Source organism: Streptomyces griseorubiginosus (assembly GCF_001514195.1).
In the GTDB taxonomy this organism is placed as follows: domain Bacteria; phylum Actinomycetota; class Actinomycetes; order Streptomycetales; family Streptomycetaceae; genus Streptomyces; species Streptomyces griseorubiginosus.
The window spans coordinates 821,558-845,773 of record NZ_KQ948736.1; the positions used below are offsets into that span (position 1 = coordinate 821,558).

A 24,216-nucleotide genomic window follows, 5' to 3' on the forward strand; every position below is an offset into this window, starting at 1 on the left:
AGGTAGGCCGGGACCACCCCGCGAAAGGGTTCTCGACCCATGACGAAACTCTGACGTCGTGCCCGGTCGCGCGCCCTCGACCGGCTGTCCGGCCTAGCGTGCCGGTGTGATCCGCACACCGCTGAGGACCCCTCCCCCGACCACACGCCCCGCCCCGCCCCGCGCCCCGCGCCGGGACCTGTACGCGGCCGGGGCCGCCGTCCTGCTCGTGACCGCCGCCGTCCTGGTGGGCCGCCACATCCAGGGCTCGCGCCACACGCTCTCCGTCAACTGGCCCCCGCTGCTGGCGTCCTGGGACCCGCATCTGGGCCCCGGCACGCCGGCCGCCGTCCTGGTGGCGATCACCGTCGTGGCGTACGGCCCCGCCCTCGCCGTGCGTCTGCCCTGGCGGACCCTGTTGCCGGTGGCGTGGGCCACGGCGACGGCGTGGACCTTCTCGCTCGCCCTGGTCGACGGCTGGCAGCGCGGAATCGCGGGCCGGCTCACCACCCGGCACGAGTACCTCCAGGTCATCGACCGCTTCCACGACATCCCGGGCACCCTGCGGGACTTCACCCACCACATCCTGCTCGGCTCCCCCGACCACTGGCCCGCCCATGTCGCGGGCCACCCGCCCGCCGCGCCGCTCACCTTCGTCCTGCTCGACCGGATCGGGCTGGGGGGCGGTGGGTGGGCCGGGGTCTGGTGCATCACGGTCGGGGCGACGGCCTGCGTGGCCGTGCTGGTCACGGTCCGGGCGCTGGCCGACGAGACACTCGCGCGCCGGGCCGCGCCCTTCCTGGTCCTCGCTCCGGCCGCGGTGTGGATGGGCACGTCGGCCGACGGGTACTTCGCGGCGGTGGCGGCGTGGGCGGTGGCCCTGCTGGCCCTGGCGGTCACCGGACGGTCCCCGTGGGCGGCGGGCGGGTCCGGGCTGCTCCTCGGCCTGACCTGCTATCTGTCGTACGGCCTCACCCTCGTCGCCGTGATCGCGGCGGCGGTCCTGCTGCTGGGCCGGGACGGGATCCGGCGGCGCCCGGTCCTGCTGGTGCCGCTGCTCGCCGGCCTTGCGGTGGTCCCGACGGCGTTCACGCTCGCCGGGTTCGACTGGTGGGAGGCGTACCGTCTGCTGGTCACGCGCTACTACCAAGGCGTGGGCGGGGTGCGGCCGTACGGCTACTGGGTGTGGGCCAACCTGGCCTGCACGGTGCTCATCACCGGCCTGGCGACGGTGGCGGGGCTGCGGCGATCCGTCTCCGGCCTGCTCGTCCGGGACCGTCTCGGCACCCCCGAGGCCCGCCTCGCGCTCCTCGTCTGCGCCGCGCTGCTCGCGCTGCTGGTCGCCGACGTGTCCGGGATGAGCAAGGCGGAGACGGAACGCATCTGGCTGCCCTTCGCGGTCTGGCTGCTGTCCGCGTGCGCGTTTCTTCCCCGCCCCCGCGCGTGGCTGACCGCCCAGGCAGTACTGGCCCTCCTTCTCAACCACCTGCTGCTGACGGGCTGGTGAGCACGCGCTGTCGTGGGGGACCGTCCATCGTCGGCATGCACGGTGGTCCGCTCGGGACATCGAGCGCCCGCGTCACGCCCGGGCCACTCCGCGCCGGGCACGGCGGCCCGGCTTCACGTCCCCCACGACGGTTCGACCACCGCTCACCCGGCCACCCGCGCGGGCTCGGGCGCCCGCCCCGCCGAGGCGGTCCCCACCGGGCCTCAGCCAATCCAGGCGGAGCCTCAGCGGCAGGCGCCGGACGCTCAGGCAACCGAGGCGGTCGCCCACCGGAACGCTCGACGAACCCGAAGCAGGGCCCCACCGGAACGCTCGACGAACCCGAAGCAAGGCCACTGGGACCCCAGCCGCCCCCACCTGCCCCGCATCCCAGCCACCCGCGGCAGGCGCCGGACGCTCGGCCGTCCGAGCCAGGCCCAGCATCAGACTCCCGACCAACCGAGTCCGCCCCCACGCCCCCCACCGGCCCCACTCACCCCCACCGACTCTCCCCACCCGCCTCCCCCGACCCCGTAGCCCTGACAACCGCCAGGCGGCGGTACGCGGCGCGGGCGTGGCCCAGGCGGGCCAGGGTCGTTCCGCCGAGGGCGGCGGTCAGCAGGCAGACGAGCCAGAAGGTGTCGCGTTGGACGGACCAGCTGAGCGTGCCCGCGGGCGGGACGGCGAAGCCGTTGAGGAAGAGCCAGCACAGGACCGCCGTACCGGGGGCCGCCGCGAAGCGGGCGCACCAGCCGAGCAGGGAGGCGAGCACGGACAGGACGGCGAGGGCGAGCGCGGGCCGGCCCGGGCCGATGAGCGCGTTCACCGCGGCCACGAGCAGGAGGGAGCCGGCGAAGGCCGCGGACCACACCAGTGTCGTGGACACCGGCTCGGGCACGGGCCGCGCACCCGCGCGCAGGGACACCCACTCGACCACGGTTCGACTCCTTCCACCGGCACCGCCGACCGACCCAGCCTTCCACGCCGGCGCGGTCCGCGGGAGAGCGGGTTCGGCCGGAACGGGGGGCCGAAGAGGCGTCTGTATGTACAAGGGAAAATCCGGTTCATCAGTGCGCAAATGGATCACTGGATCGGTGTAATCGGCACAAATGCCGGGCCGCTTGGCGATCTAGCGTCGACGTGCACGGGGCCGTACGAGCCAGAAAGGCATCGAGTCACTCATGCCCATCCCGCACACCGACGTCATGCCCGCCCTCGACTTCGACACCCTGACCACCCCGCACGAACGGGACCGGCCGACCGCCGACCCCCTCCTGCCGCCGGTCGACGAACTGCCCGCGTCCGCGTCGCAGCCCGAGGCGGTCTGCCGCCGGGTGCGGGACGAGCTGATGCTCGACGGCAACGCCCGGCTCAACCTCGCCACCTTCGTCACCACCTGGATGGAGCCGCAGGCGCGGGAGCTGATGGCGGAGACGGCCGAGAAGAACCTCGCCGACCGCGCGGAGTACCCGCAGATCACGGCCATGGAGGAGCGCTGTGTGCGGATGCTCGCCCGGCTGTGGCACGCGCCGCGCCCGGCGGAGGTGCGCGGCTGCTCCACCACCGGCTCCAGCGAGGCCGCGATGCTCGGCGGGCTCGCCCTCAAGCGCCGCTGGCAGGACCGCCGCCGCGCCCAGGGCAGGGACACGGAGCGCCCGAACATCGTGATGGGCTCGAACGTCCAGGTGGGCTGGAAGAAGTTCGCCAACTACTTCGAGGTGGAGCCGCGTTACGTCCCGATGGAGCCGGGCCGGTACCACCTCACGCCCGACACCCTGACCGCCTACTGCGACGACAACACCATCGGCGTGGTGGCCGTCCTCGGCTCCACGTTCGACGGCTCCTACGAGCCCGTCGCGGACATCTGCCTGGCCCTGGACGGCTACCAGGCCGCCACCGGCACCGACATCCCGGTGCACGTCGACGGCGCGTCCGGCGCCATGGTGGCCCCCTTCCTCGACCCGGGCCTGATGTGGGACTTCCAGCTGGAGCGGGTGGCGTCCATCAACACCTCGGGCCACAAGTACGGGCATGTCTTCCCCGGTCTCGGCTGGGCCCTGTGGCGGGACGCCGAGGCCCTCCCCGACGACCTGGTCTTCGAGGTCGACTACCTCGGCGGCAGCTCCCCGAGCTTCACCCTGAACTTCTCGCGTCCGGGCGCGCACGTGGTCGCGCAGTACTACAGCTTCCTGCGGTACGGCTTCGAGGGGCTGCGGGACCTGGCGGCACGCAGTCGTACGACGGCCCGCGCGCTGGCCGACCGGATCGCGGCCATCGCCCCCTACGAGCTGGTCACGGACGGCTCCGAACTGCCCGCGTTCGCCTTCCGGGTGGCGCCCGGCACCGAGGGCCTCACGGTGTTCGACGTCTCCCACGCCATGCGGGCCCGCGGCTGGCACCTGCCCGCGTACACCTTCCCGGCGCCCTGCCAGGACGTCTCCGTGCTGCGGGTGGTGGTCCGCACCGGGTTCACCGCGGAACTCGCCGGCATGTTCGTCGCCGACCTGACGGAGGTCACCAGGCGCCTGCACACCGACCGGCTCTCACCCTCGCTCAGCTAGCGGGGCGCCCGGCTCCCAGCGAGGCGCGGACGAGAGCGCTCAGCTCGTCGTCGGTGACGTCCGCGGCCTCGCCGGAGCGCAGCCGGAGGGTGCCCTTGCCGCTGAGGAGCCGCGGGTGGCGGGAGAGGAGGTCGGCGCCGGCGTCCGCGTCCCAGCCGTAGAGGGAGACGCCGTGCCGCCACACGCCCACGTGCAGCCGGCGGGCACCGACCCGGTACGTGGGCATGCCGTAGGAGAGCCCGACGGTCGCCTCGGGGCACGCCCCCAGAATCAGCCGGTGGACCCGGTCGAAGAGCGGTCGGTGCTCGGGTGCGATGCCATCGATCCAGGTCTGTACGTCAGCGTCCATACGCCCCATTTGTACAGGGGAGACGGGCGTCACAGTGACGTTGCGGGCAAGGTCACAGCCGTGCCCTCTGCTGCCTCTTCGGGACTCTGGCCTAGCATCCGAGCATGACGGTCCTGCCTGACGACGGGCTCTCGCTGGCCGCCGAGTTCCCTGACGCGAACCTTGAACAGTGGCACGGCCTGGTGGCCGGTGTCCTGCGCAAGTCGGGCAGGGATGTCTCCGGCGCGGCAGCGGAGGACGCCCTGTCCACCGCGCTGGAGGACGGGTTGCGCACCCGGCCCCTGTACACCGCGCACGACACCGCACCCGAACCCGGCTTCCCCGGCTTCGCCCCCTTCGTACGGGGTGCGCGCCCCGAGGGGAACACCGCGGGCGGCTGGGACGTACGGCAGCGGCACGCGGTCGCCGACAACACCGCGGTGCTCGCGGACCTGGAGAACGGCGTCACCTCACTGTGGCTGGCCGTCGGCGACGGGGGCATTCCGGTCGCGTCGCTGGGCCAGGTCCTCGACAGCGTCTATCTGGACCTCGCGCCGGTCGCCCTCGACGCGGGCCGCCAATTCGCCGAGGCCGCCGAGGAGTTGCTGCGGCTCTACGGCGAGCGCGGCATCGCGGGCGAGTCCGCGCGCGGCAGCCTGGGCGCCGACCCGCTGGGCCACGAGGCCCGCACCGGCGAGGAGTTGGACTTCGCGCCGGTCGTCCCGCTGGCGCGCAGGTGCGCCGAGGAGTACCCGGGGCTGCGGGCGCTGACCGTGGACGCGCTGCCGTACCACGAGGCGGGCGGTTCGGCGGCACAGGAGCTGGGCGCCTCGATCGCCACCGGTGTCGCCTATCTGCGGGCGCTGACCGAGGCCGGTCTCAGTGCCGAACAGGCCTGCGCGCAGCTGGAGTTCCGGTACGCGGCGACGGCCGACCAGTTCCTGACCATCGCCAAGCTGCGCGCGGCACGCCGGCTGTGGGCGCGGGTCGCCGAGGTGTGCGGGGTGCCCGCCGCGGGCGCGCAGGCGCAGCACGCCGTGGTGTCGCCGGTGATGATGACCCGCCGGGATCCGTGGGTGAACATGCTGCGCGCGACGATCGCCACGCTGGCCGCGGGGGTCGGCGGCGCCGAGTCCGTCACCGTGCTGCCCTTCGACCACGCGCTGGGCCTGCCGGACGCGTTCGCCCGCCGTATCGCCCGCAACACCTCGACGATTCTGGTCGAGGAGTCGCATCTGTCCCGGGTGATCGACCCGGCGGGCGGCTCCTGGTACGTGGAGCGATTGACCGACGAACTCGCCGAGTCCGCCTGGGCGTTCTTCCGGACGATCGAGCGCGACGGCGGCCAGGCGGCCGTCCTGCGCTCCGGCCGGCTCCGCACGGACCTGGCGACGACATGGGCGCAGCGCTCCAAGCGGCTCGCGACCCGCCGCGAACCCATCACCGGTGTCAGCGAGTTCCCGTTCCTGTCGGAGAAGCCGGTCGAGCGGGAGCCCGCCCCGGAGCAGCCGTCCGGGGGTCTCCCGCGCGTCCGGCGCGACGAGGCGTTCGAGGAGCTGCGCGCCCGCTCCGACGCCCACCTCGCGGCGACCGGGGCCCGCCCCCGGGTCTTCCTGGCCGCACTGGGCCCCGCCGCCGCCCACACCGCCCGGTTGACCTTTGCCGCCAACCTCTTCCAGGCCGGCGGCGTCGAGCCCGTCACCGAGGGCACCTTCGAGGACAGCGGCGCCACCGAGGCCTGCCTGTGCTCCAGCGACGCGCTGTACGAGGAGCGGGCCGAGGAGGTCGCGGACGCCCTCAAGTCGGCGGGCGCGCGGCACGTGTTCCTCGCCGGGCGCCCCGGGCAGTACTCCGGCGTGGACTCGTACGTCTTCGCGGGCTGCGACGCCGTAGCCGTGCTCACCGCCACCCTCGACCGCATGGGAGTGTCCTGATGTCCAGCATCCCTGACTTCACCGGGGTCGAGCTGGGGACCCCGGCCGGCGACGGCGGCGCCGACGAGTGGCGTACGGCCGTCAAGAACGCCACGCAGGAGGCCGAGCCGGTCTGGGAGACCCCGGAGGGCATCGAGGTCAAGCCCCTCTACACCGGCCGTGACCTGGAGGGCCTGGACTTCCTGGAGACGTACCCGGGTGTGGCGCCGTACCTTCGCGGGCCGTACCCGACGATGTACGTCAACCAGCCCTGGACCATCCGGCAGTACGCGGGCTTCTCCACCGCCGAGGAGTCCAACGCCTTCTACCGGCGCAACCTCGCGGCCGGGCAGAAGGGCCTGTCGGTCGCCTTCGACCTGCCGACGCACCGCGGTTACGACAGCGACCACCCCCGGGTGACCGGTGACGTCGGCATGGCGGGCGTGGCGATCGACTCGATCTACGACATGCGGCAGCTGTTCGACGGGATCCCCCTCGACAAGATGTCCGTGTCGATGACGATGAACGGTGCCGTGCTGCCGGTGCTGGCGCTGTACATCGTGGCGGCGGAGGAACAGGGCGTAGCGCCCGAGAAGCTGGCCGGGACCATCCAGAACGACATCCTCAAGGAGTTCATGGTCCGCAACACCTACATCTATCCGCCGAAGCCGTCGATGCGGATCATCTCCGACATCTTCGCGTACACCTCGCAGCGGATGCCCCGCTACAACTCCATCTCGATCTCCGGCTATCACATCCAGGAGGCGGGCGCGACGGCCGACCTGGAGCTGGCGTACACCCTTGCGGACGGTGTCGAGTACATCCGCGCGGGACGTGAAGTCGGCCTGGACGTGGACGCGTTCGCGCCCCGGCTGTCGTTCTTCTGGGCGATCGGCATGAACTTCTTCATGGAGATCGCCAAGCTGCGGGCGGCGCGTCTGCTGTGGGCGAAGCTGGTCAGGCAGTTCGACCCGAAGAACCCCAAGTCCCTTTCGCTGCGCACCCATTCGCAGACCTCGGGCTGGTCGCTGACCGCGCAGGACGTCTTCAACAACGTCACCCGCACCTGTGTCGAGGCGATGGCGGCGACCCAGGGCCACACCCAGTCGCTGCACACCAACGCCCTCGACGAGGCACTGGCGCTGCCCACCGACTTCTCGGCGCGCATCGCCCGCAACACCCAGCTGCTCATCCAGCAGGAGTCCGGCACCACCCGGGTCATCGACCCCTGGGGCGGCAGCGCCTACGTGGAGAAGCTGACCTACGACCTCGCCCGCAAGGCCTGGCAGCACATCCAGGAGGTGGAGGCGGCGGGCGGCATGGCCAAGGCGATCGACGCCGGCATCCCCAAGCTGCGCATCGAGGAGGCCGCGGCGCGCACCCAGGCCCGTATCGACTCCGGCCGCCAGCCGGTGATCGGCGTCAACAAGTACCGGGTGGAGACCGACGAGGCGATCGAGGTCCTGAAGGTCGACAACTCCTCCGTGCGCGCCCAGCAGATCGAGAAGCTGCGGCGGCTGCGCGCGGAGCGGGACGAGACCGCCTGCCGGGACGCGCTCGACGCGCTGACCCGGGCGGCGGACGGCGAGGGCAACCTCCTGGAGTTGGCCGTGCACGCGGCCCGCGCGAAGGCCACCGTCGGCGAGATCTCCGACGCCCTGGAGAAGGTCTACGGCCGGCACGCGAGCCAGATCCGTACGATCTCCGGCGTGTACCGCAACGAAGCAGGGGAGTCGCCCTCCGTGGACCGCACCCGCGCCCTGGTGGACACCTTCGAGGAGGCCGAGGGCCGGCGTCCGCGCATCCTGGTCGCGAAGATGGGCCAGGACGGCCACGACCGCGGCCAGAAGGTGATCGCCACCGCCTTCGCCGACCTCGGCTTCGACGTCGACGTCGGCCCGCTGTTCCAGACCCCGGGCGAGGTGGCCCGGCAGGCCGTGGAGGCGGACGTGCACATCGTCGGCGTCTCCTCGCTCGCGGCCGGGCACCTCACCCTCGTACCGGCGCTGAAGGAGGCGCTGGCCGAGGAGGGCCGGGAGGACATCATGATCGTGGTCGGCGGGGTGATCCCGCCGCAGGACGTGCCCACCCTGCTGGAGATGGGCGCGGCGGCCGTCTTCCCGCCCGGGACGGTGATCCCGGACGCGGCCTATGACCTCGTCCAGCGGCTCTCGGCCGACCTCGGGCACGAGCTGTGATCGATGTCGACACCTATGTGAAGGGCGTGCTCGACGGCAAGCGCGCGCTGATCGCCCGCGCGATCACGCTCGTCGAGTCCACCCGGCCCCAGCACCGGGTGCTGGCGCAGGAGTTGCTCACCGAGCTGCTCCCGCACAGCGGCCGGGCCCGGCGGATCGGCGTCAGTGGTGTGCCGGGCGTGGGCAAGTCGACGTTCATCGACGCGTTCGGCACGATGCTGACCTCGCTGGGGCACCGGGTGGCCGTGCTCGCGGTGGACCCGTCCTCCAGCCGCACGGGCGGCTCCATCCTGGGCGACAAGACCCGGATGGAGCGCCTGGCCGTCGACCCGGCCGCGTTCGTACGGCCCTCCCCCACCGCGGGCACGCTCGGCGGGGTCGCGAAGGCCACCCGGGAGTCGATCGTGGTGATGGAGGCGGCGGGCTACGACGTCGTCCTCGTCGAGACGGTCGGCGTCGGGCAGTCGGAGACCGCCGTCGCCAACATGGTCGACTCCTTCCTGCTGCTCACGCTGGCCCGTACCGGCGACCAGTTGCAGGGCATCAAGAAGGGCGTCCTGGAGCTGGCCGACGTGATCGCCGTGAACAAGGCGGACGGCCCGCACCAGCGCGACGCGCAGGCGGCGGCACGGGAGTTGGCGGGCGCGCTGCGTCTGATGCACGGCAAGGACGCGGCCTGGACGCCCCCGGTGCTGAGTTGCAGCGCACGGGAGTCGACGGGCCTGGACACCGTGTGGGAACGCCTCGAACAGCACCGCACCCTGCTCGACTCCACGGGCCGGCTCGCCGCCAAGCGCCGCGACCAGCAGGTGGACTGGACCTGGTCAATGGTCCGCGACGAACTCCTCGGCCGGCTGCACGCCGACCCGGCCGTCCGCGCCCTGGCACCCGACCTCGAGCAGCAGGTCAGGAACGGCGAGTTGACGGCGACGCTGGCCGCCGAACGCATCCTGGGGGCGTTCGGCACGACGTCGGACTGAGCCCGGGGGCGGTGCGTAGTGCCGTGGCCCCCGGGCGGCTCGTAACGCCGCACACGCGACGCGCAGACCCACACGGCGGTGACCGCGGTCCTGGCGCGGCCGGCAGGACACCGACACGGAGCCCGCCGCCCATCTCGGCCCCCGACCCGCCGACGCACAGGCCCACACGACCGCGGCCACCGCCCCGGGGTCGGACCACAGCAGGCCCGCACGCAGACCGCCACCCCGGCCCAGACCGCAGGACACCGACACGGAGCCCGCCGCCCATCTCGACCCCCGACCCGCCGACGCCCAGGCCCACACGACCGCGGCCACCGCCCCGGCTCGGACCACAGCAAGCCCGCACGCAGACCGCCACCCCGGCCCAGACCGCGGCAGGCCCGCACGGGGGCCGCCGTCCGGTCCCCGGTCCCGAGTCCGATGCCGGAGCCTCGCCCAGTCCCCCTGCGCGCCGGGTCCCCGGGTCATGCGGCTCCGGCGCCGGAATCCAGGGCCGGTCCGCCGGCTCGCTCGGCCGGATCGGTGAACGGCGTCGACGGAGTTTCCCGGACCCTGGCGACCGCCAAGGCCATCTGCTGCCGTACGTCCCGCGCGACCGGTTCCCCGTGGACCGCGCCCATCAGGCCCTCCGCGAGGTGGTGCAGCTTGGTGTTGGTGTTCTGGGAGGCGGTGACGAGCACCGTCCAGGCGTCCTCGGAGCTCAGCCCGAAGGAGGCCATCACGATGCCGCGGGCCACGTCGATGGAGGGCCGGGTCCGCATCGCCCGGCGCAGCTGGGCGACCTCGAGACGCAACTCCTCGTCCACGTCCGCGCCTGGCTCCGGGTCGGCGGGCACGGGGTCCGGAGCCTCGGGACGGCTCTCCGCGCCCTCCGCGCCCTCCACCCTCTCCGCCCTGAACAGTTCCCGCGCGCCGGTCAGGTCGAGCAGGCGCCCGAGGGCCGGGCCGCACGACGTGATGGTGACCGTCTTGCCCTGGTCCAGGGCGTGCCGGCGAAGGTCCAGCAGGACGTTGAGCCCGGCGCAGTCGGAGAAACCGATCCCCGCCAGGTCCAGGTCCACCCCGGTGGACGAGGTCGCCAGGAGGTCGTACAGCTCCGGCCGGAGCCGTTCGGCGCCGATGTCCAGCTCGCCGCGGCAGACGACTGTCACCCGGTCACCGGCCGTCACCGCCTCGACGGAGGCTAGACACGGCGGACGGGCGTCCGTCGCGGTGAGGGGCTGCGCCGAGTGCGCAGGTTCCGGCATGGCCCTCTCCCTCATGTGCTCCGCTGCCTTGCTCACCAGATTCGCTGCGTCGACCCACATACGTCAACTAATACATGAAATTTAGTTCAGGTTTTTGGATGCGTGAACACCAGGTCGCTAGAGTTGAGCCATGGATGGAGTGCCCGAGCCACACACCGGATGGACGTTCGTCACCAACCACGCGCGCGTACTGGCCGCGATCGCCGACAACCACAGCGCCCGCATCCGCGACATCGCCGCGCACTGCCGGCTCACCGAACGTGCCGTACAGAAGATCATTTCCGATCTGGAGCAGGACGGATACCTCTCGCACGTCCGGGAGGGCCGCACCAACACCTACCGCATCGAGGCGGGCCAGGTGCTGCGCCACCCCGCCGAGGCGGGCCTGACCGTGGCCTCCCTGCTCTCCCTGCTCGTCCAGGACGAGGCGAGCCGTTCCACCGCCCCCGAGGGCCCCGGTGAGGTTCCGGAAACGGCGCGTTCATGACAGTCCGGCGCCGGTGTTAACAGCCGCTACGTAACGTGACCGGCCGTGGGACCGGAGCCGTACACCCAACCGCGAACAACCCTGCCAGACCGCTCATGACGACCCTCGGGCTCCCCCGTGCCGCCGATGACGCCGAACGGGTCCCCACGCATCCCCACCCCCCGCACACCCCAACGGGAGGCGTGACATGAGCACCACCGAATCACGGTCGGCAACGGCAGAACCCACGGCGACCGCCGACCAGGCGGTCAGGGAGACCCTGGAGGACTACACCCTCCGCTTCGCGCCCCGCAGCTACCGCCGCTGGACCCCCATGGTCGTGGCCACCACCGCCCTGGGCGGCATCGCCTACATGGCCGACTTCTCCATCGGCGCCGGCATCGGCCTGGCCCACGGCACCGGCAACGCGCTCGTGGCCATCGCGGTCGCCGCCGTGGTCATCTTCGTCACCGGTCTCCCCCTCGCCTACTACGGCGCCCGCTACAACATCGACCTGGACCTGATCACCCGCGGCTCCGGCTTCGGCTACTACGGCTCGGTGCTGACCAGCGTCATCTTCGCGAGCTTCACCTTCATCTTCTTCGCCCTCGAAGGCTCGATCATGGCCCAGGGGCTGAAGCTCGGCCTCGGGCTGCCGCTGTGGCTCGGCTATCTCGTCTCCACGCTGATGGTGATCCCGCTGGTCATCTACGGCATGAAGGCGCTCAGCAAGCTCCAGGTGTGGACGACTCCGATCTGGCTGCTGCTGATGATCGGCCCGTTGGTCTATCTGATCGTCACCGACCCCGGCACCGTCGACCGCTTCCTCGCCTACGCCGGCACGGACGGCGACGGCGGCGTGAACACGGCCTCCGTGCTGCTCGGCGCGGGCGTGTGCCTGTCCCTGATCGCGCAGATCGGTGAGCAGATCGACTATCTGCGCTTCATGCCGCCCAAGACCGAGGCGAACAAGCGCACCTGGTGGACGGCCGTCCTCATGGCGGGTCCCGGCTGGGTGGTGCTCGGCGCGCTGAAGCAGGCCATCGGTGTCTTCCTCGCGGTGTACATCCTCGCCAAAGTCGGCCCGGACGTCGCTCCGGAACCGATCCAGCAGTTCAAGGGCGCCTTCGACGCGATGATGCCGTCCTGGCTGGTCCTCCCGCTGGCCGTGGCTCTCGTGGTGATCAGCCAGATCAAGATCAACGTGACGAACGCCTACTCCGGCTCGCTCGCCTGGACGAACTCCTTCACCCGGGTCACCAAGCACTATCCCGGACGCATGGTCTTCGTCGTCGTCAACCTGGGCTTCGCGCTCGCCCTGATGGAAGCGGACATGTTCAGCTTCCTCAACGACATCCTGGGCTTCTACTCGAACTGCGCGATCGCCTGGGTCGTCACCGTCGCCACCGACATCGGCGTCAACAAGTACCTGCTGAAGCTCTCGCCGCTCCAGCCGGAGTTCCGCCGCGGCATGCTCCACGCCGTGAACCCGGTGGGCGTGGTCGCCTTCGTCGCCGCGTCCGGCCTGTCGATCGCGATGTACTTCCACGCCCTGGGCGACACCCTCCAGCCGTACTCCCCGGTCGCCGCCGCCGTCATCGCGTTCGTCCTGACCCCGCTGATGGCGATCGTCACCAAGGGCAGGTACTACCTGCGCCGCACCGGCGACGGCATCGACGAGCCGCTGCTGGACGCCGACGGCAACCCGAGCGCGGTCACCCTCGACTGCCACGTCTGCCGCCAGCCCTACGAGCGCCCCGACCTGGCCGCCTGCGCCACCCACGACGCCGTGGTGTGCTCGCTGTGCCTCAGCACGGACAAGGCAGGCGACCACATCCTGCCGGCGTCGGCCTGAGGAACGCGGGACGACCGCGGGTGAGCGCCGGTGCTTCCGGGCGCTCACCTGCGGTTGCGTGCCGCCCCAGGCGGGTCGGACCGAAGCCGGATGCCCGCCCCGGCCGCAACAGCACCGTGGGGGCGTCCCGCTCTTGGCAGGTCGGACCGCCGGAACCATCTGGCCGGCCGCCGCACCGACTCACCCTGATCCTCGCCACCCACACCACATGCCCGTCTTGCCCCAGCGGCACCGCGTCCCGCTCCCGGCACGTCAGACCGGCGCCCCGAACCAGCGGGCCAGGTGGTTCGGCAGCTCGTCCTGGTTCTCGCCGATCCACGCCACATGGCCGTCGGGCCGCAGCAGCACCGCGGGCGCGTCCAGTTCGGCAGCGGGGGCGACGACGTGGTCGACCCGGTCCGACCAGCCCGCCGGGGAGAGCCTGCCGGTCCGGTCGAGGAGCAGTCCGCGGCCGCCGTGCATCCGTTCGTACAGGCGGCCGCGCTCCAGTGGGAGATCCCGCAGGCGCCGGCCGAGCAGCTCGGGGCCCGCGCCGAGGTCGTAGCGGATTCCGATTCCGGTGATCCTCTCTACCAGGTACCGGTTCACGTCCTCGAACTCCGTGAGCTGCGCCAGCAGCCTGCCCACCGACCGCGGTCCGGGCTCGGGCGACATCAGCAGGGACTGGGCGCGGACCATGTCCAGGACGTCGGCGGCGACCGGGTGCCGCTCGGCGTGGTAGCTGTCCAGCAGTCCTGCGGGAGCCCGGCCGGCCACCTCCGCGGCCAGCTTCCAGCCGAGGTTGAAGGCGTCCTGGACACCGAGGTTGAGGCCCTGGCCGCCCACCGGCGCGTGGACGTGCGCCGCGTCTCCCGCCAGCAGCACCCGGCCCACCCGGTAGCGGTCGGCCTGCCGTGCCGCGTCGCCGAAGCGGGACAGCCAGCGCGGCGAGTGGACGCCGAAGTCGGTGCCGGCGACCGCCCGGAGCCGTCGCCTGAAGTCGTCGAGCGTCGGCGCGACCGTCCGGTCCCCGCTCACCTCCCCGGCGGGCACCACCACCCGGTACACGCCGTCCCCGACGGGTCCGAGGCCGAACCACTTCTCCCGCTCGCGGACCTCGGTCATCACGGCGGTCACCGTCTGCGGATCGGCGTCGACCTCCATCTCGCCCAACAGCGCCTCCCGCGTGGCCGGTTCACCGGGGAAGCCGACCCCGAGCAGCTTGCGCACGGTGCTGCGGCCGCCGTCGCAGCCGACCAGATACCGCGCCCGCAGCCGGGTGCCGTCGGCCAGTTCGACGTCCACGCCGTCCTCGTCCTGGCGCAGCCCGACCAGTTCGGCGCCCCGCCTGATCTCGGCACCGGCCTCCACGGCGTGTTCGGCCAGGAGGCGGTCTGTCACGGTCTGCGGGATGGCCAGCGTGTAGGCGTGCGCGGTGTCCAGCCGGTCGGGCCAGCCCCTGGTGACGCCGGCGAAGAAGTTGCCCACCCGGGACTGCTTGCCGTGCGCGAGGAACCGCTCCAGCAGGCCCCGCTGGTCCAGCACCTCGATACTGCGCACGTGCAGGCCGAGCGCGCGGACGTACGGGAAGGGCTCCCGCTCCTTCTCCAGCACGACCACCCGCACGCCGTGCAACCGCAGTTCGGCGGCGAGCATCAGCCCGGTGGGCCCGCCTCCGGCAATGATCACGTCGAACACCGATTCCCCCGTTCCTCAGTGATGTGCGTCCTTCTCCTGCGTGACCGCTCCCGCCCTGATCACACCCCCTGCGGCTGGAGATAGCGCGCCAGCAGGTCGTCGAGCGTGACCATGCCCGTGAGGGTGCCGGAGTCGTCCCGTACGACGGCGAGGGACGCGCGGTTGCGGCGCAGCAGGTCGATCGCGTCGGCGACCTTGGTGTCCTCGGTCAGTTCCGGGACCGGACGGGCCAGGGCGCGGGCGGTGGCGGTGCGGCCCTGGGCGCGGGCGACCAGGGCGTCCCGTGCGTGCAGGGAACCGAGGACCCGGTCGTCCTCGCGGACCAGCATGCGGGTGCGGTCGTGGTCGGCGGCCGTGCGCAGGACGGTGTCGAGGTCGGCGGTGCCGGGCACCGAGGTGATGTCCGCGGCCGGGATCCGGAGGTCGCCGACCGGGGTCTCGGGCTCGGTGAGCGAGCGGGTGAGCAGCTCCGAGTCGGTCTCGCTGATGAGTCCGAGCCGCTCCGACTCCTCGACCAGATGGGCGAGTTGCTCACGGTTGTGCACCGCGGCGAGCTCGTCGCGCGGGGTGACCCGGCACAGCCGTACCAATGCGTTGCTCAGGGTGTTGAGCACCGAGATCAGCGGCCGGACCACCTTGACGAGGGCCCGGAAGGGCGGCGAGAGCAGCATGGCGGAGCGCTCGGGGTGGGCGATGGCCCAGGACTTGGGCGCCATCTCGCCGACCACCATGTGCAGGAACACCACGACGACCATGGCGAACACGAAGGCCACGCCGTAGCTCAGGGCCGTGGGCAGGCCCAGATCGTGCAGCAGCGGGTCGAGTTCGTGGGAGATCGCGGGCTTGGAGACCGAACCGAGGCCCAGGGTGCACACGGTGATGCCGAGTTGGGCGCCGGCCAGCATCAGGGACAGCTCGCGCATCCCGGCCAGTGCCGCCTTCGCACCGCGCCGGCCCTCGGCCGCGGCCTTCTCCATGCGGTGCCGCTTGGCGGCGACCAGCGCGAACTCGGCGGCGACGAAGAACCCGCTGCCGATCAGCAGCAGGACGGTGACGAAGAGCGCCATGGGGAAACTCATGCCTCACCCGTCCTGACGAGGAGTGCCGTCGGGAAGCTCATGCCGCGTCCACCCTCTCGATGCGGACCCGCTCCGGCACATGCCGGTCCAGGGTGCGTACGTCGATGACCGCGCGGGCTCCGTCGAGCAGGTCGACGGTGACCCGGTCGCCGATGGCCGGGAAGCGGCCCAGGCGGTCGACGACCAGCCCGGCGACGGTGTCGTAGTCCTCGTCCCCGGGCAGCTCGATCCCGGTGGCGTCGGCGATCTCGTCGAGGCGGCGGCCCGCGTCGACCAGCCAGCCCCCGCCCTCGGGCACCGCGGGTTCGGTGACGGTGTCGGTCTCGTCCGCGATGTCGCCGACGAGTTCCTCCGCGATGTCCTCGTAGGTGACGATGCCGGCGACGCCGCCGTGTTCGTCGAGGACGACCGCGAACTCGTCGTCCCGCTCCCGCATCTGCGCGACCGCCTCGGGCAACGGCAGGGTGTCGGGCAGCAGGAGGGGCTTGCGGGCCAGGGAGCCCGCGGTGGCCCGGGCGAGGTCGTCGGCCGGCAGGCGCATCAGCTCGCGTACGCCGAGGACGCCGGGGACGTCGTCGGGGTGGTCGCCGAGGACCGGGTAGGTGGAGTGGCCGTGCTCGGCGATCAGGCCGACCGCCTCGGCGGCGGTGGCGTCCCCGCGGACGAAGACGGTGTCGACGCGCGGCACCATCACCTCGTCGAGGGTGCGCTCGGAGAACTCCAGGGCGTGGTCCAGGAGTTCGGCGGTGTCCCGGGGCAGCTCGCCCTGCTCGCGGGACTCGCCGATGAGATGGCCGAGCTCCTCCAGGGTGGCGCCGTGGTGGAGTTCCTCGACGGGTTCGATGCCGACCCGGCGGAGCAGGCGGTTGGCGGCGCCGTCGAAGACGTGCACCAGCGGGCCGACGACCTTGAGGTAGCCGAGCGTGGAGGGCGCGAGGGCCTTGGCGAGCCGCTCGGGGACGGCGATGGCGAGGTTCTTCGGGGCGAGTTCGCCGAGGACCATCTGGACGACGGTGGCCAGCACGAAGGCCAGGACGACGGAGATGCCGCCGACGGCGCCCTCGGGGATGCCGATGCCGGTCAGGGCGGGCTTCAGCAGTGCGGAGACCGACGGTTCGGCGATGAAGCCGACGACGAGTCCGGTGACGGTGATGCCCAGCTGGGCGCCGGACAGCATGAACGACAGCCGTTCCAGCACCGTCAGCGCGCGGGCGGCCCTGCGGTCGCCGGCCTCCGCCTGGCGGGAGAGGGCGAGCCGGTCCGCGGAGACATACGCGAACTCCTGCGCGACGAAGTAGCCGGTGCCGGCGGTCAGCAGGAAGACGGCGAGCAGGCCGAGGAGGGCGCTGGTGGTACTCAACGGTGGGTCGATCGCGTCGGGCGGGAGTCCGTCGGTGGGGCGGACACGGCTTGCTCCTTCAGTAGGGGGTGCGTCAGAGGAACGACCGGGACGAAAGCGGCGTTCCCAGGTCTACCAGCCGGGCGGGGCGACCGCCCGGCGGCGTCGACGGCCGTCACGTCACACGGCGGCGGGCGCCGGGCCGACCAGCTCGGACAGGACGTCCTCCATGGTCACGAACCCGAGGACGGCCCCCGTCTGTCCCGTCACGGCCGCGAGATGGCTGCCGTCGGCGCGCAGCGCTGTCAGGGTGTCGTCGAGCGGGGTGTCGATGCGGACCCGGGTGACCGGGTGCAGGGCGGAGCGCGGGAAGGGCCGGTCGCGGTCGGTGACGCCGAGGGTGTCCTTGATGTGCAGATAGCCCAGCAGGGTGCCGTCCGGGCCGGTGACCGGGAAGCGGGAGTACCCCGCGTCGGCGGCCATGCGCTCCAGGCGGGCCGGGGTGACCGAGGCGTCGACGGTGCGCATCTTGGGGACCGGGACGAGGATCTCGCCGACCGGACGGGTGCCGAGTTCCAGCGCGTCCCGCAGCCGTTCGCCGTCGGCCGGCGAGAGCAGCCCGGCCTCGCCGGACTCGACGACCATGCGGGCGAGCTGGTCGTCGGTGAACACCGACTCGACCTCGTCCTTCGGTTCGACGCGCAGCAGTTTCAGCAGGGCGTTGGCGAAGGTGTTGATGCCGAACACGAAGGGCCTGAGCGCCCGGGTGAGGGCCACCAGGGGCGGTCCGAGGAGCAGCGCGGTCGGCACGGGGGCCGCGAGGGCGATGTTCTTGGGGACCATCTCGCCGATCAGCATGTGCAGATAGGTGGCCAGCGACAGCGCGATCACGAAGGCGATCGGGTGCACCAGTCCGTGCGGGACGTGGGCGGCCGCGAAGCCCGGCTCCAGCAGGTGCGCGATGGCCGGTTCGGCGACGGCGCCCAGCACCAGCGAGGAGACGGTGATGCCGAGCTGGGCGGTGGCCATCATCGCGGAGAGGTGTTCGAGGCCCCACAGGGTCATCCGGGCCCGCTTGTCGCCGTCCCGCGCGCGTGGCTCGATCTGGCTGCGGCGCACGGAGATCAGGGCGAACTCGCCACCCACGAAGAACGCGTTGGTCAGCAGGGTGAGGGCGCCGACGAGCAGTTGGACGGTGGTCATCGGGACTCCTCCCCCGCCGCGACCGGCACCCGCGCGGGTGCGGTGATGCGGATCAGGCCGGCGCGGTGGTGGTCGACGTCGAGGACCTCCAGGCGCCAGCCGTCCAGGTCGAGGTCGTCGCCCTTGGCGGGAATGCGGGCGAGCCGGGTGGCGACCAGGCCGGCCACGGTCTCGAACGGCCCCTCGGGCGCCGTGAGGCCTATCCCGGCGAGCCGGTCGACGCGGACGGAGCCCTCCGCCTCCCAGGCCCCGGTGCCGGCGGGCCGCAGGTCGGGCATCTCGACGGGGTCGTGTTCGTCGCGGACCTCACCGACGACCTCCTCGACGATGTCCTCGACGGTCGCCACTCCGGCGGTGCCGCCGTACTCGTCGATGACGACGGCCATGGTGCGGGTGGCCCGCAGCCGCTGAAGGAGCCGGTCGGCGGTGAGGCTGTCCGGGACCAGCAGGGGCGCGGTGGCCAGCTCGGTGACGGGGGTGACGGCCCGCCGGCCGGGCTCCAGGGCGAGCACGTCGCGGATGTGGACGGTACCGATGACCTCGTCGAGGCTGTCGCGGTAGACCGGGAAGCGGGACAGGCCGGTGGCGTGGGTGAGGTTCGCCGCGTCGGCCGCGGTCGCGTGGGCTTCGAGGGCCTTGACGTCGACGCGCGGGGTCATGACGTTCTCGGCGGTCAGCTCGCCCAGGTGCAGGGTGCGCACGAACAGTTCGGCGGAGTCGGCCTCCAGGGCGCCCTCGGCGGCGGAGTGCTCGGCGAGGGCGACCAGTTCCTCGGGGCTGCGGGCGGAGGCCAGCTCCTCGGCGGGCTCCAGGCCGAAGCGTCGTACGACGGCGTTGGCGGTGTTGTTGAGGTGCCGGATGAAGGGGCCGAAGACGGTGGTGAAGGCGCTCTGCGGCCCGGCGACTACCTTGGCGACGGCCAGCGGGCGGGAGATGGCCCAGTTCTTCGGCACCAGCTCGCCGACCACCATCAGCACGACGGTCGACAGGGCCACGCCCAGCGCGGTCGCCACCGGAGCGGCGGCGCCGCCCATGCCGAGGTCCGCGAGCGGGCCCCTGAGGAGCGCGGCGAGGGAGGGTTCGGCGAGCATGCCGATCACCAGGGAGGTGACGGTGATGCCGAGCTGGGCGCCGGAGAGCTGGAAGGTCAGCCGGCGGACGGCCTTCAGGGCGCCCTCGGCACCGCGCTCACCGGCTTCGGCGGCCCGCTCCAGGTCCCCGCGCTCGACGGTGGTCAGGGAGAACTCGGCGGCGACGAACACGGCACAGGCCAGCGTCAGCAGGAGGGCCAGCAGGAGCAGCAGGATCTCGGTCACCGGGCCGCCTCGCCTCCCTGGTACGGGTGGGACGCGGCTCGGCTGGTACTGGGAGGCTCACCCATTGCGGGTCCGTGGCTCCTTCGGGTCGGGACGTTGTTCACCCAATGGTAAAGGACAGGCAAAGCGTCTTGGCAAGGGGAGACCGGCAATTTTTCTACGCACCTGTAGAAGACGGTCTCAGTCCTGGGCGTCGTCCCGCGTCCGGCCCGCCGGTTCGTCGTCCCCGGTCCGGCCCAGCAGCTCCCGCAGCAGCTTCTCGTCGTCGGCGCCGAGCGAGGTGACGAAGCTCGCCAGCACCGCCTCGCGGTCGCTCTCCCCGTCCAGCAGCCTGCGCATGCGGTGGGCGGCGAGACCGGCCTCGTCCGCGACGGGCGTCCACACGAAGGAACGGCCCGAGCGCTCCCGGGTCACCACGCCCTTGGCCAGCAGCCGGGTCAGGATGGTGATCACCGTCGTATAGGCGAGACCGGCGCCGAGACGTTCCCGCACCCAGCCGGCGGTGGCCGGTCCGTCCGCCTCCCGCAGGGCCGACAGGACCTGCGTCTCCAGTTCGCCCTGTCCCCGCCGGGGACGCCGGCCGTCCGTCATCGCCCTGTCTCCCTTCCCGCTGCCGCGCACGTCACGGGCGGTCCATGGCAGGGACACCCGGTGAGGGGCGCGGGGTACGCTGCCGGTCCGGCGGGCGTCTCGTCCGGCGTCGGTGTCCACCTCTGACGGAGGCCTTCCCCATGTTCGGACTGAGCGAGCTCGCGATCATCCTGATCGTCGTCATAGCGGTCATCGCCGTCAAGAAGGGCCCCGAGCTGGTCCGTTCGGCGGGCAGGTCGACGCGGATCCTGAAGGCGGAGGCCCGCGCGGCACGGGACCCGCAGCCGGCGCCGCAGGTCATCCAGGGCGAGGTCGTCGAGCCCGGCAGCCCGACGGGGCAGCGGCCGCAGGGGCCCGGCACCACCTGACCAGCGCCTGCCGTACGGCACCGGGAGCACCGATCTCCGGCCGACCAGGCTGCCGGGCAGGGCGGGGCGGGGAGTACGGACCTTTCGCCGACCCGGCTGCGAGGCCGGGAGTAGCGATCTTTGGCCGACCCGGCTGCCGGGCGGAGCCCGGAATACCGATCTTTCGCCGACCCGGCTGCCGGGCGGGGCCGGGATGGCCCATGATGAGCGGGCCATGCACCGATCCGTCACGACGACCCGCGCGCCGCTGCCCGTTCTGCGGGCCGCGGTGTTCGCCGTCGTCGGCACCGTCCTCGGGGTCAGCGCCCACCATCTGCTCGCCGAGGGACCGGTGCCCTGGACGCGTGGCGCCGCCGCGACGGCCGTGCTGTTCGCGGTGGGGCTCGTCGGGGTCCAGCGGCCCCGCAGCCTGGCGACCGTCGTCGCGTGCAGTGTCGCGGGCCAGTCGGGGCTGCACCTCTGGCTGACGCTCACGGCGGCCGCCCAGCACTCCGGCGGGCATGCGCACGGGGGCCGACCCGCGTGGCACGAACAGTTCCACGGCTCCCTCGCCATGACGGCGGCCCACGCACTGGCCGCCACGGCGGTCGCGGTCCTGCTGCACCGCGCGGACGCGGTCTGCTGGTCGCTGGCGCGCGGGGTGACGGCGGCGATCGACGGGGTCCGGGCCCGGCTCACGGCCGCCCGGCTGCTGCTGGCCCGCCCCGTGACACCCGGGCCGCCGACCGCCCCGGCCGTCGTGCCGGCCTACGACGAACGGCCGCTCACCGTACGGCCGTTGCTGGCGCACGCGGTGGTACGGCGGGGTCCTCCGGCGACGAGCACAGCCCTCGCCCACTGACCCCTCGGGGACGCCGGTCCGGCCCGTGCCGGACGGCCGCCCCGCCGTACCCCCTGCCTGGAGTTCGGTATGTCCCGCACCACCCTGCCCCGTCTGTCCGTCGCCGTCGCCACGGCCGTGGCCGCCGTCGCGCTGACCGCCGTTCCGGCCGCCGCCCACACCGAGGTCGAGGCCGACAAGGCCCAGGCCCTCGCCGAGAACGTCACCGTCACCTTCCACGCCGAGGCCGAGTCCGACAGCTCCGGCATCAAGGAGGTGCGCGTGGTCCTGCCCGAGGGCATCACCCCCGCCGACGTCACCTACGGCAAGGGCCCCGCGGGCTGGAAGTTCACCACGGACAAGGACGGCTACATCGTCGGGGGCAAGGAGCTGAAGACCGGTGTGAGCGCGGAGTACTCCGTGGTCGTAAGGCAGTTGCCCGACGCGAAGGAAGTGGCCTTCAAGACCCTCCAGACCTACGGCGACGGGCATGTCGACCGCTGGATCGAACTGGACGAGAACGGGGAGAACCCCGCGCCGACGCTCGCGCTGAAGGCGGCGGCACCGGGCGCCAAGCCGATCGCGTCCGCGAGTGCCACCGAGAACCCGGCCTCGGTGGACCCGGCCCCGACCGACGGGGACCCGACTCCGGCAGCGAGCGAAACACTCCCGACCGCCTCCGCCCAGGCCGCCGACACCGCCGAGGACTCCGACGGCGGGCTGTCCGCGGCCGCCTGGACCGGCATCGGCGCGGGCATCCTCGCGGCAGCGGCCGCGGTGGTCTTCGCGGTAAGGCGTCGGGGCGGCGCGGAGGAGTAGAGAGGGCTCGTGCCGGGGCGGCCGCGTCGCGTCCGGGGGAGACCGAAGTCGTGGGTTCCCACACCAGGTCCAGGGCAGGAGTTCGCGGCCCGCACGCCGAGCCAAGGGCCGGAGATCGCAGCCCGGACGCCGAGACCAGGGCCGGAATTCGGGGCCTGCGCGCCGGGTCCCGGACCGGAGTTCGCGGGCCGCACGCCGGGTCCCGGGCCGGAGTTCGTGGCTGCACGCCGAGTCCAGGACCGGAATTCGGGGCCCGCACGCCGAGCCCAGGACCGAAGATCGCAGCCCGCACGCCAGCCCCCGGGCCGGAGTTCATGGCTGAACGCCGAGTCCAAGGGCCCGGCCCGGGGGCGCCGTGACGTGTCCAAGGGGCCGGCGCTGCGGTCGTCGCACCCCGTCCCGGTGGTTTTCCGGGTGTTCTGGATGAATCCCTCGCCTCGGGGTAGGCCAGGCACACGGCGTACCCGGAGATGGAGAGCCATGATCCGCGCGAACTCCCCCGCACGGCACGGGGTCTGGGCGGTGGCGCTCAGCGTCGCCGCCCTCGTCCTCACCGGAGCCTGTGACGACCAGGACGGTGGCGGGGGCGCGGTTCCCTCCCGGACGGCCCGGTCCTCCGTCACCGGGTCACCGGGAACGACCCCGGCCGGGACCTCGCCGCCGGCGTCCGTCTCGCCCACGCCCACACCCACCGCGCCCGCCGATCCCCAGCAGGCCGAACAGGACGTCCGGAAGGCCTGGGGCGTCCTCTTCGACCCCGGGTCCTCGCTGGAACAGCGCAGTGCCGTCGTCGAGGACGGTGACGAGAACTCCCTGATGATCGACAACCTCTTCCGCGACCCGTCCGGCGCCAAGCTGCGCGCGAAGGTCACCTCCGTGTCGTACACCTCCGACGTGCACGCCGAGGTGACCTACGACCTCCGCCTGGGCGACCGCCGGCTCGACACCGGCGGCCCGGGGGCGGCCGTACTCCAGGACGGTCGGTGGAAGGTCGGGCTGCGGACCGTGTGCGCGCTGACCCGGCACGCGCAGGACGCCCCCGAGGCGCCCAGCTGCGTGGTGCCGTCGTCTAGCCCTGCCGGAACAGGTCGTTGAGCTCCGTCTGGGAGAGCTGGTCGGCGGCGTAGGAGAAGGTGCCGTGGTCGGCCAGCTCCCGTGCGGCGTCGAGCAGCCCTCGGTACATCGCGCGGGCGATGCTGCCGCCGACCGTCACCCGCCGGACGCCGAGGTCCCGCAGGTCGTCCAGGGACAGCGCGTTGCCGGTCAGCCCCATGACCACGTTGAGCGGACCGTCGATGCCCCGGACCAGGGCGCCGATGGTCTCGGCGTCCGCGGCGCCCGGGACGAAGGCGCAGTCGGCGCCCGCCTCCAGGTAGGAGTTGGCCCGTCGTACGGCCTCGTCGAGCGGGCCGCCGACCAGGAGCACATCGGTGCGGCCGACCAGGACGAAGGGCTCGCCGTGGGCCGTGAGGGTCTCGCGGGCCGCACGGATGCGGTCGGCGGCGAGCTTCTCCTCGTAGAGGGGCCGGGACCGGTCGCCGGTGAAGTCCTCGATGTTGCCGCCTGCGGCACCCGAGGCGAGGGTCAGCTCGACGGTCTCGGCCACGGTCTCGGGGGACTCGCCGTATCCGTCCTCCAGGTCGGCGCTCACCGGTACTTGGAGGCCTGCGGTGATCTCCCTGACCCGGCCCAGCATGGTGGTGCGGTCGACGCGGTCCTCGGGCGGCTGTTCGGCGAAGAAGTCGTGGTCGGGCCGCCCGAGGGAGAACGCGACGCCCGCGCTGGTCGTCGCCACGGCCGGGAACCCGGCCGCCTCCAGGATCCGGGCGCTGCCCACGTCCCACGCGTTGGGGAGCAGGAAACAGCCCTCCCGGTGCAGATCGGCGAAACGCTGCGCCTTGGCTCGGCGGTCGGTGTCCACGCGGTCCTTCCCGGCCCGTCGCCCCTCGACGGGCTCAGGGCGAAGGTACGCGGCGGGGCCCGCGGGCGCA

21 protein-coding genes are annotated in these 24,216 nt (G+C 72.7%); 11 read left to right on the top strand and 10 right to left on the bottom strand.

Annotation, left to right across the window (positions count from 1 at the left end):
- The first annotated feature begins 121 nt into the window (after window positions 1-121).
- On the top strand, window positions 122-1,486 hold the full coding sequence (locus AQJ54_RS16315; protein WP_062238681.1) for a hypothetical protein: 1,365 nt from the start codon (window positions 122-124) through the stop codon (window positions 1,484-1,486).
- Window positions 1,487-1,958: 472 nt separating this feature from the next.
- On the opposite strand, the gene AQJ54_RS16320 is transcribed toward AQJ54_RS16315, so the two are convergent.
- Window positions 1,959-2,402: a hypothetical protein gene (locus tag AQJ54_RS16320; RefSeq protein ID WP_062238034.1), complete on the bottom strand. Its 444-nt coding sequence runs from the start codon at window positions 2,400-2,402 to the stop codon at window positions 1,959-1,961.
- Between the two features lie 244 nt (window positions 2,403-2,646).
- Here AQJ54_RS16320 and gad point away from each other — a divergent pair, with 244 nt between their 5' ends.
- Window positions 2,647-4,026, top strand: coding sequence for a glutamate decarboxylase (gene gad, locus AQJ54_RS16325; protein WP_062238035.1), 1,380 nt, complete (start codon window positions 2,647-2,649; stop codon window positions 4,024-4,026).
- Here gad and AQJ54_RS16330 read toward each other — a convergent pair.
- Window positions 4,019-4,375 (bottom strand): DUF1801 domain-containing protein, encoded by a 357-nt coding sequence (locus AQJ54_RS16330; protein ID WP_062021454.1) that lies wholly within the window; start codon window positions 4,373-4,375, stop codon window positions 4,019-4,021. The genes gad and AQJ54_RS16330 overlap by 8 nt on opposite strands.
- Window positions 4,376-4,479: 104 nt before the next feature.
- On the opposite strand from AQJ54_RS16330, the gene AQJ54_RS16335 reads away from it, so the two are divergent.
- Genes AQJ54_RS16335 through meaB form a run of 3 tightly spaced genes read left to right on the top strand, consistent with a single transcriptional unit; the run spans window position 4,480 to window position 9,445 of the window.
- On the top strand, window positions 4,480-6,288 hold the full coding sequence (locus AQJ54_RS16335; RefSeq protein ID WP_062238036.1) for a methylmalonyl-CoA mutase family protein: 1,809 nt from the start codon (window positions 4,480-4,482) through the stop codon (window positions 6,286-6,288).
- The gene (gene scpA, locus AQJ54_RS16340; RefSeq protein ID WP_062021457.1) at window positions 6,288-8,465 is read left to right on the top strand and encodes a methylmalonyl-CoA mutase; all 2,178 of its coding nucleotides are present in this window, start codon (window positions 6,288-6,290) and stop codon (window positions 8,463-8,465) included. The genes AQJ54_RS16335 and scpA overlap by 1 nt, the downstream gene beginning before the upstream one ends.
- On the top strand, window positions 8,462-9,445 hold the full coding sequence (meaB, locus tag AQJ54_RS16345; RefSeq protein WP_062238037.1) for a methylmalonyl Co-A mutase-associated GTPase MeaB: 984 nt from the start codon (window positions 8,462-8,464) through the stop codon (window positions 9,443-9,445). The genes scpA and meaB overlap by 4 nt, the downstream gene beginning before the upstream one ends.
- 464 nt (window positions 9,446-9,909) lie before the next feature.
- On the opposite strand, the gene AQJ54_RS16350 is transcribed toward meaB, so the two are convergent.
- The gene (locus AQJ54_RS16350) at window positions 9,910-10,692 is read right to left on the bottom strand and encodes an ANTAR domain-containing protein (protein ID WP_248845365.1); all 783 of its coding nucleotides are present in this window, start codon (window positions 10,690-10,692) and stop codon (window positions 9,910-9,912) included.
- Window positions 10,693-10,822: 130 nt separating this feature from the next.
- Between AQJ54_RS16350 and AQJ54_RS16355 the strand changes: the two genes are divergently transcribed.
- Together AQJ54_RS16355 and AQJ54_RS16360 are read left to right on the top strand one after the other, a co-directional pair.
- The gene (locus AQJ54_RS16355) at window positions 10,823-11,179 is read left to right on the top strand and encodes a helix-turn-helix transcriptional regulator (RefSeq protein ID WP_062021466.1); all 357 of its coding nucleotides are present in this window, start codon (window positions 10,823-10,825) and stop codon (window positions 11,177-11,179) included.
- A gap of 187 nt (window positions 11,180-11,366) precedes the next feature.
- Window positions 11,367-13,013 (top strand): purine-cytosine permease family protein, encoded by a 1,647-nt coding sequence (locus AQJ54_RS16360; protein ID WP_062238040.1) that lies wholly within the window; start codon window positions 11,367-11,369, stop codon window positions 13,011-13,013.
- Window positions 13,014-13,265: 252 nt separating this feature from the next.
- Here AQJ54_RS16360 and rox read toward each other — a convergent pair whose 3' ends face one another.
- The 6 genes from rox to AQJ54_RS16390 form a co-directional block, all read right to left on the bottom strand.
- The gene (gene rox, locus AQJ54_RS16365; RefSeq protein ID WP_062238042.1) at window positions 13,266-14,690 is read right to left on the bottom strand and encodes a rifampin monooxygenase; all 1,425 of its coding nucleotides are present in this window, start codon (window positions 14,688-14,690) and stop codon (window positions 13,266-13,268) included.
- 59 nt (window positions 14,691-14,749) lie between these two features.
- A complete protein-coding gene (locus AQJ54_RS16370) occupies window positions 14,750-15,769 on the bottom strand; it encodes a hemolysin family protein (protein WP_062238044.1) in 1,020 nt (339 codons plus the stop codon).
- A gap of 37 nt (window positions 15,770-15,806) precedes the next feature.
- A complete protein-coding gene (locus AQJ54_RS16375; RefSeq protein WP_062238046.1) occupies window positions 15,807-17,129 on the bottom strand; it encodes a hemolysin family protein in 1,323 nt (440 codons plus the stop codon).
- Window positions 17,130-17,288: 159 nt separating this feature from the next.
- The gene (locus AQJ54_RS16380; protein ID WP_062238048.1) at window positions 17,289-18,311 is read right to left on the bottom strand and encodes a hemolysin family protein; all 1,023 of its coding nucleotides are present in this window, start codon (window positions 18,309-18,311) and stop codon (window positions 17,289-17,291) included.
- Window positions 18,308-19,627 carry a hemolysin family protein gene (locus AQJ54_RS16385; protein ID WP_062238050.1) on the bottom strand — a complete coding sequence of 440 codons (1,320 nt, stop codon included), beginning with the start codon at window positions 19,625-19,627 and terminating at the stop codon, window positions 18,308-18,310. Before AQJ54_RS16385 ends, AQJ54_RS16380 begins: the two co-directional genes overlap by 4 nt.
- Before the next feature lie 180 nt (window positions 19,628-19,807).
- Window positions 19,808-20,218, bottom strand: coding sequence for a BlaI/MecI/CopY family transcriptional regulator (locus tag AQJ54_RS16390; RefSeq protein ID WP_062238052.1), 411 nt, complete (start codon window positions 20,216-20,218; stop codon window positions 19,808-19,810).
- A 140-nt stretch (window positions 20,219-20,358) separates the two neighbouring features.
- On the opposite strand from AQJ54_RS16390, the gene AQJ54_RS16395 reads away from it, so the two are divergent.
- The 4 genes from AQJ54_RS16395 (at window position 20,359) to AQJ54_RS16410 (ending at window position 23,320) form a co-directional block, all read left to right on the top strand.
- Window positions 20,359-20,586, top strand: a complete 228-nt coding sequence (locus AQJ54_RS16395) for a twin-arginine translocase TatA/TatE family subunit (protein WP_062238054.1) — start codon at window positions 20,359-20,361, stop codon at window positions 20,584-20,586.
- Window positions 20,587-20,800: 214 nt separating this feature from the next.
- Window positions 20,801-21,427, top strand: coding sequence for a hypothetical protein (locus tag AQJ54_RS16400; protein ID WP_062238057.1), 627 nt, complete (start codon window positions 20,801-20,803; stop codon window positions 21,425-21,427).
- Window positions 21,428-21,496: 69 nt separating this feature from the next.
- Window positions 21,497-22,225 carry a DUF1775 domain-containing protein gene (locus AQJ54_RS16405; RefSeq protein WP_062238059.1) on the top strand — a complete coding sequence of 243 codons (729 nt, stop codon included), beginning with the start codon at window positions 21,497-21,499 and terminating at the stop codon, window positions 22,223-22,225.
- A 480-nt stretch (window positions 22,226-22,705) separates the two neighbouring features.
- A complete protein-coding gene (locus tag AQJ54_RS16410) occupies window positions 22,706-23,320 on the top strand; it encodes an MTB12 C-terminal domain-containing protein (protein ID WP_062238061.1) in 615 nt (204 codons plus the stop codon).
- On the opposite strand, the gene AQJ54_RS16415 is transcribed toward AQJ54_RS16410, so the two are convergent.
- The gene (locus AQJ54_RS16415; protein WP_062238063.1) at window positions 23,295-24,146 is read right to left on the bottom strand and encodes an isocitrate lyase/PEP mutase family protein; all 852 of its coding nucleotides are present in this window, start codon (window positions 24,144-24,146) and stop codon (window positions 23,295-23,297) included. The genes AQJ54_RS16410 and AQJ54_RS16415 overlap by 26 nt on opposite strands.
- Window positions 24,147-24,216 lie beyond the last annotated feature (70 nt).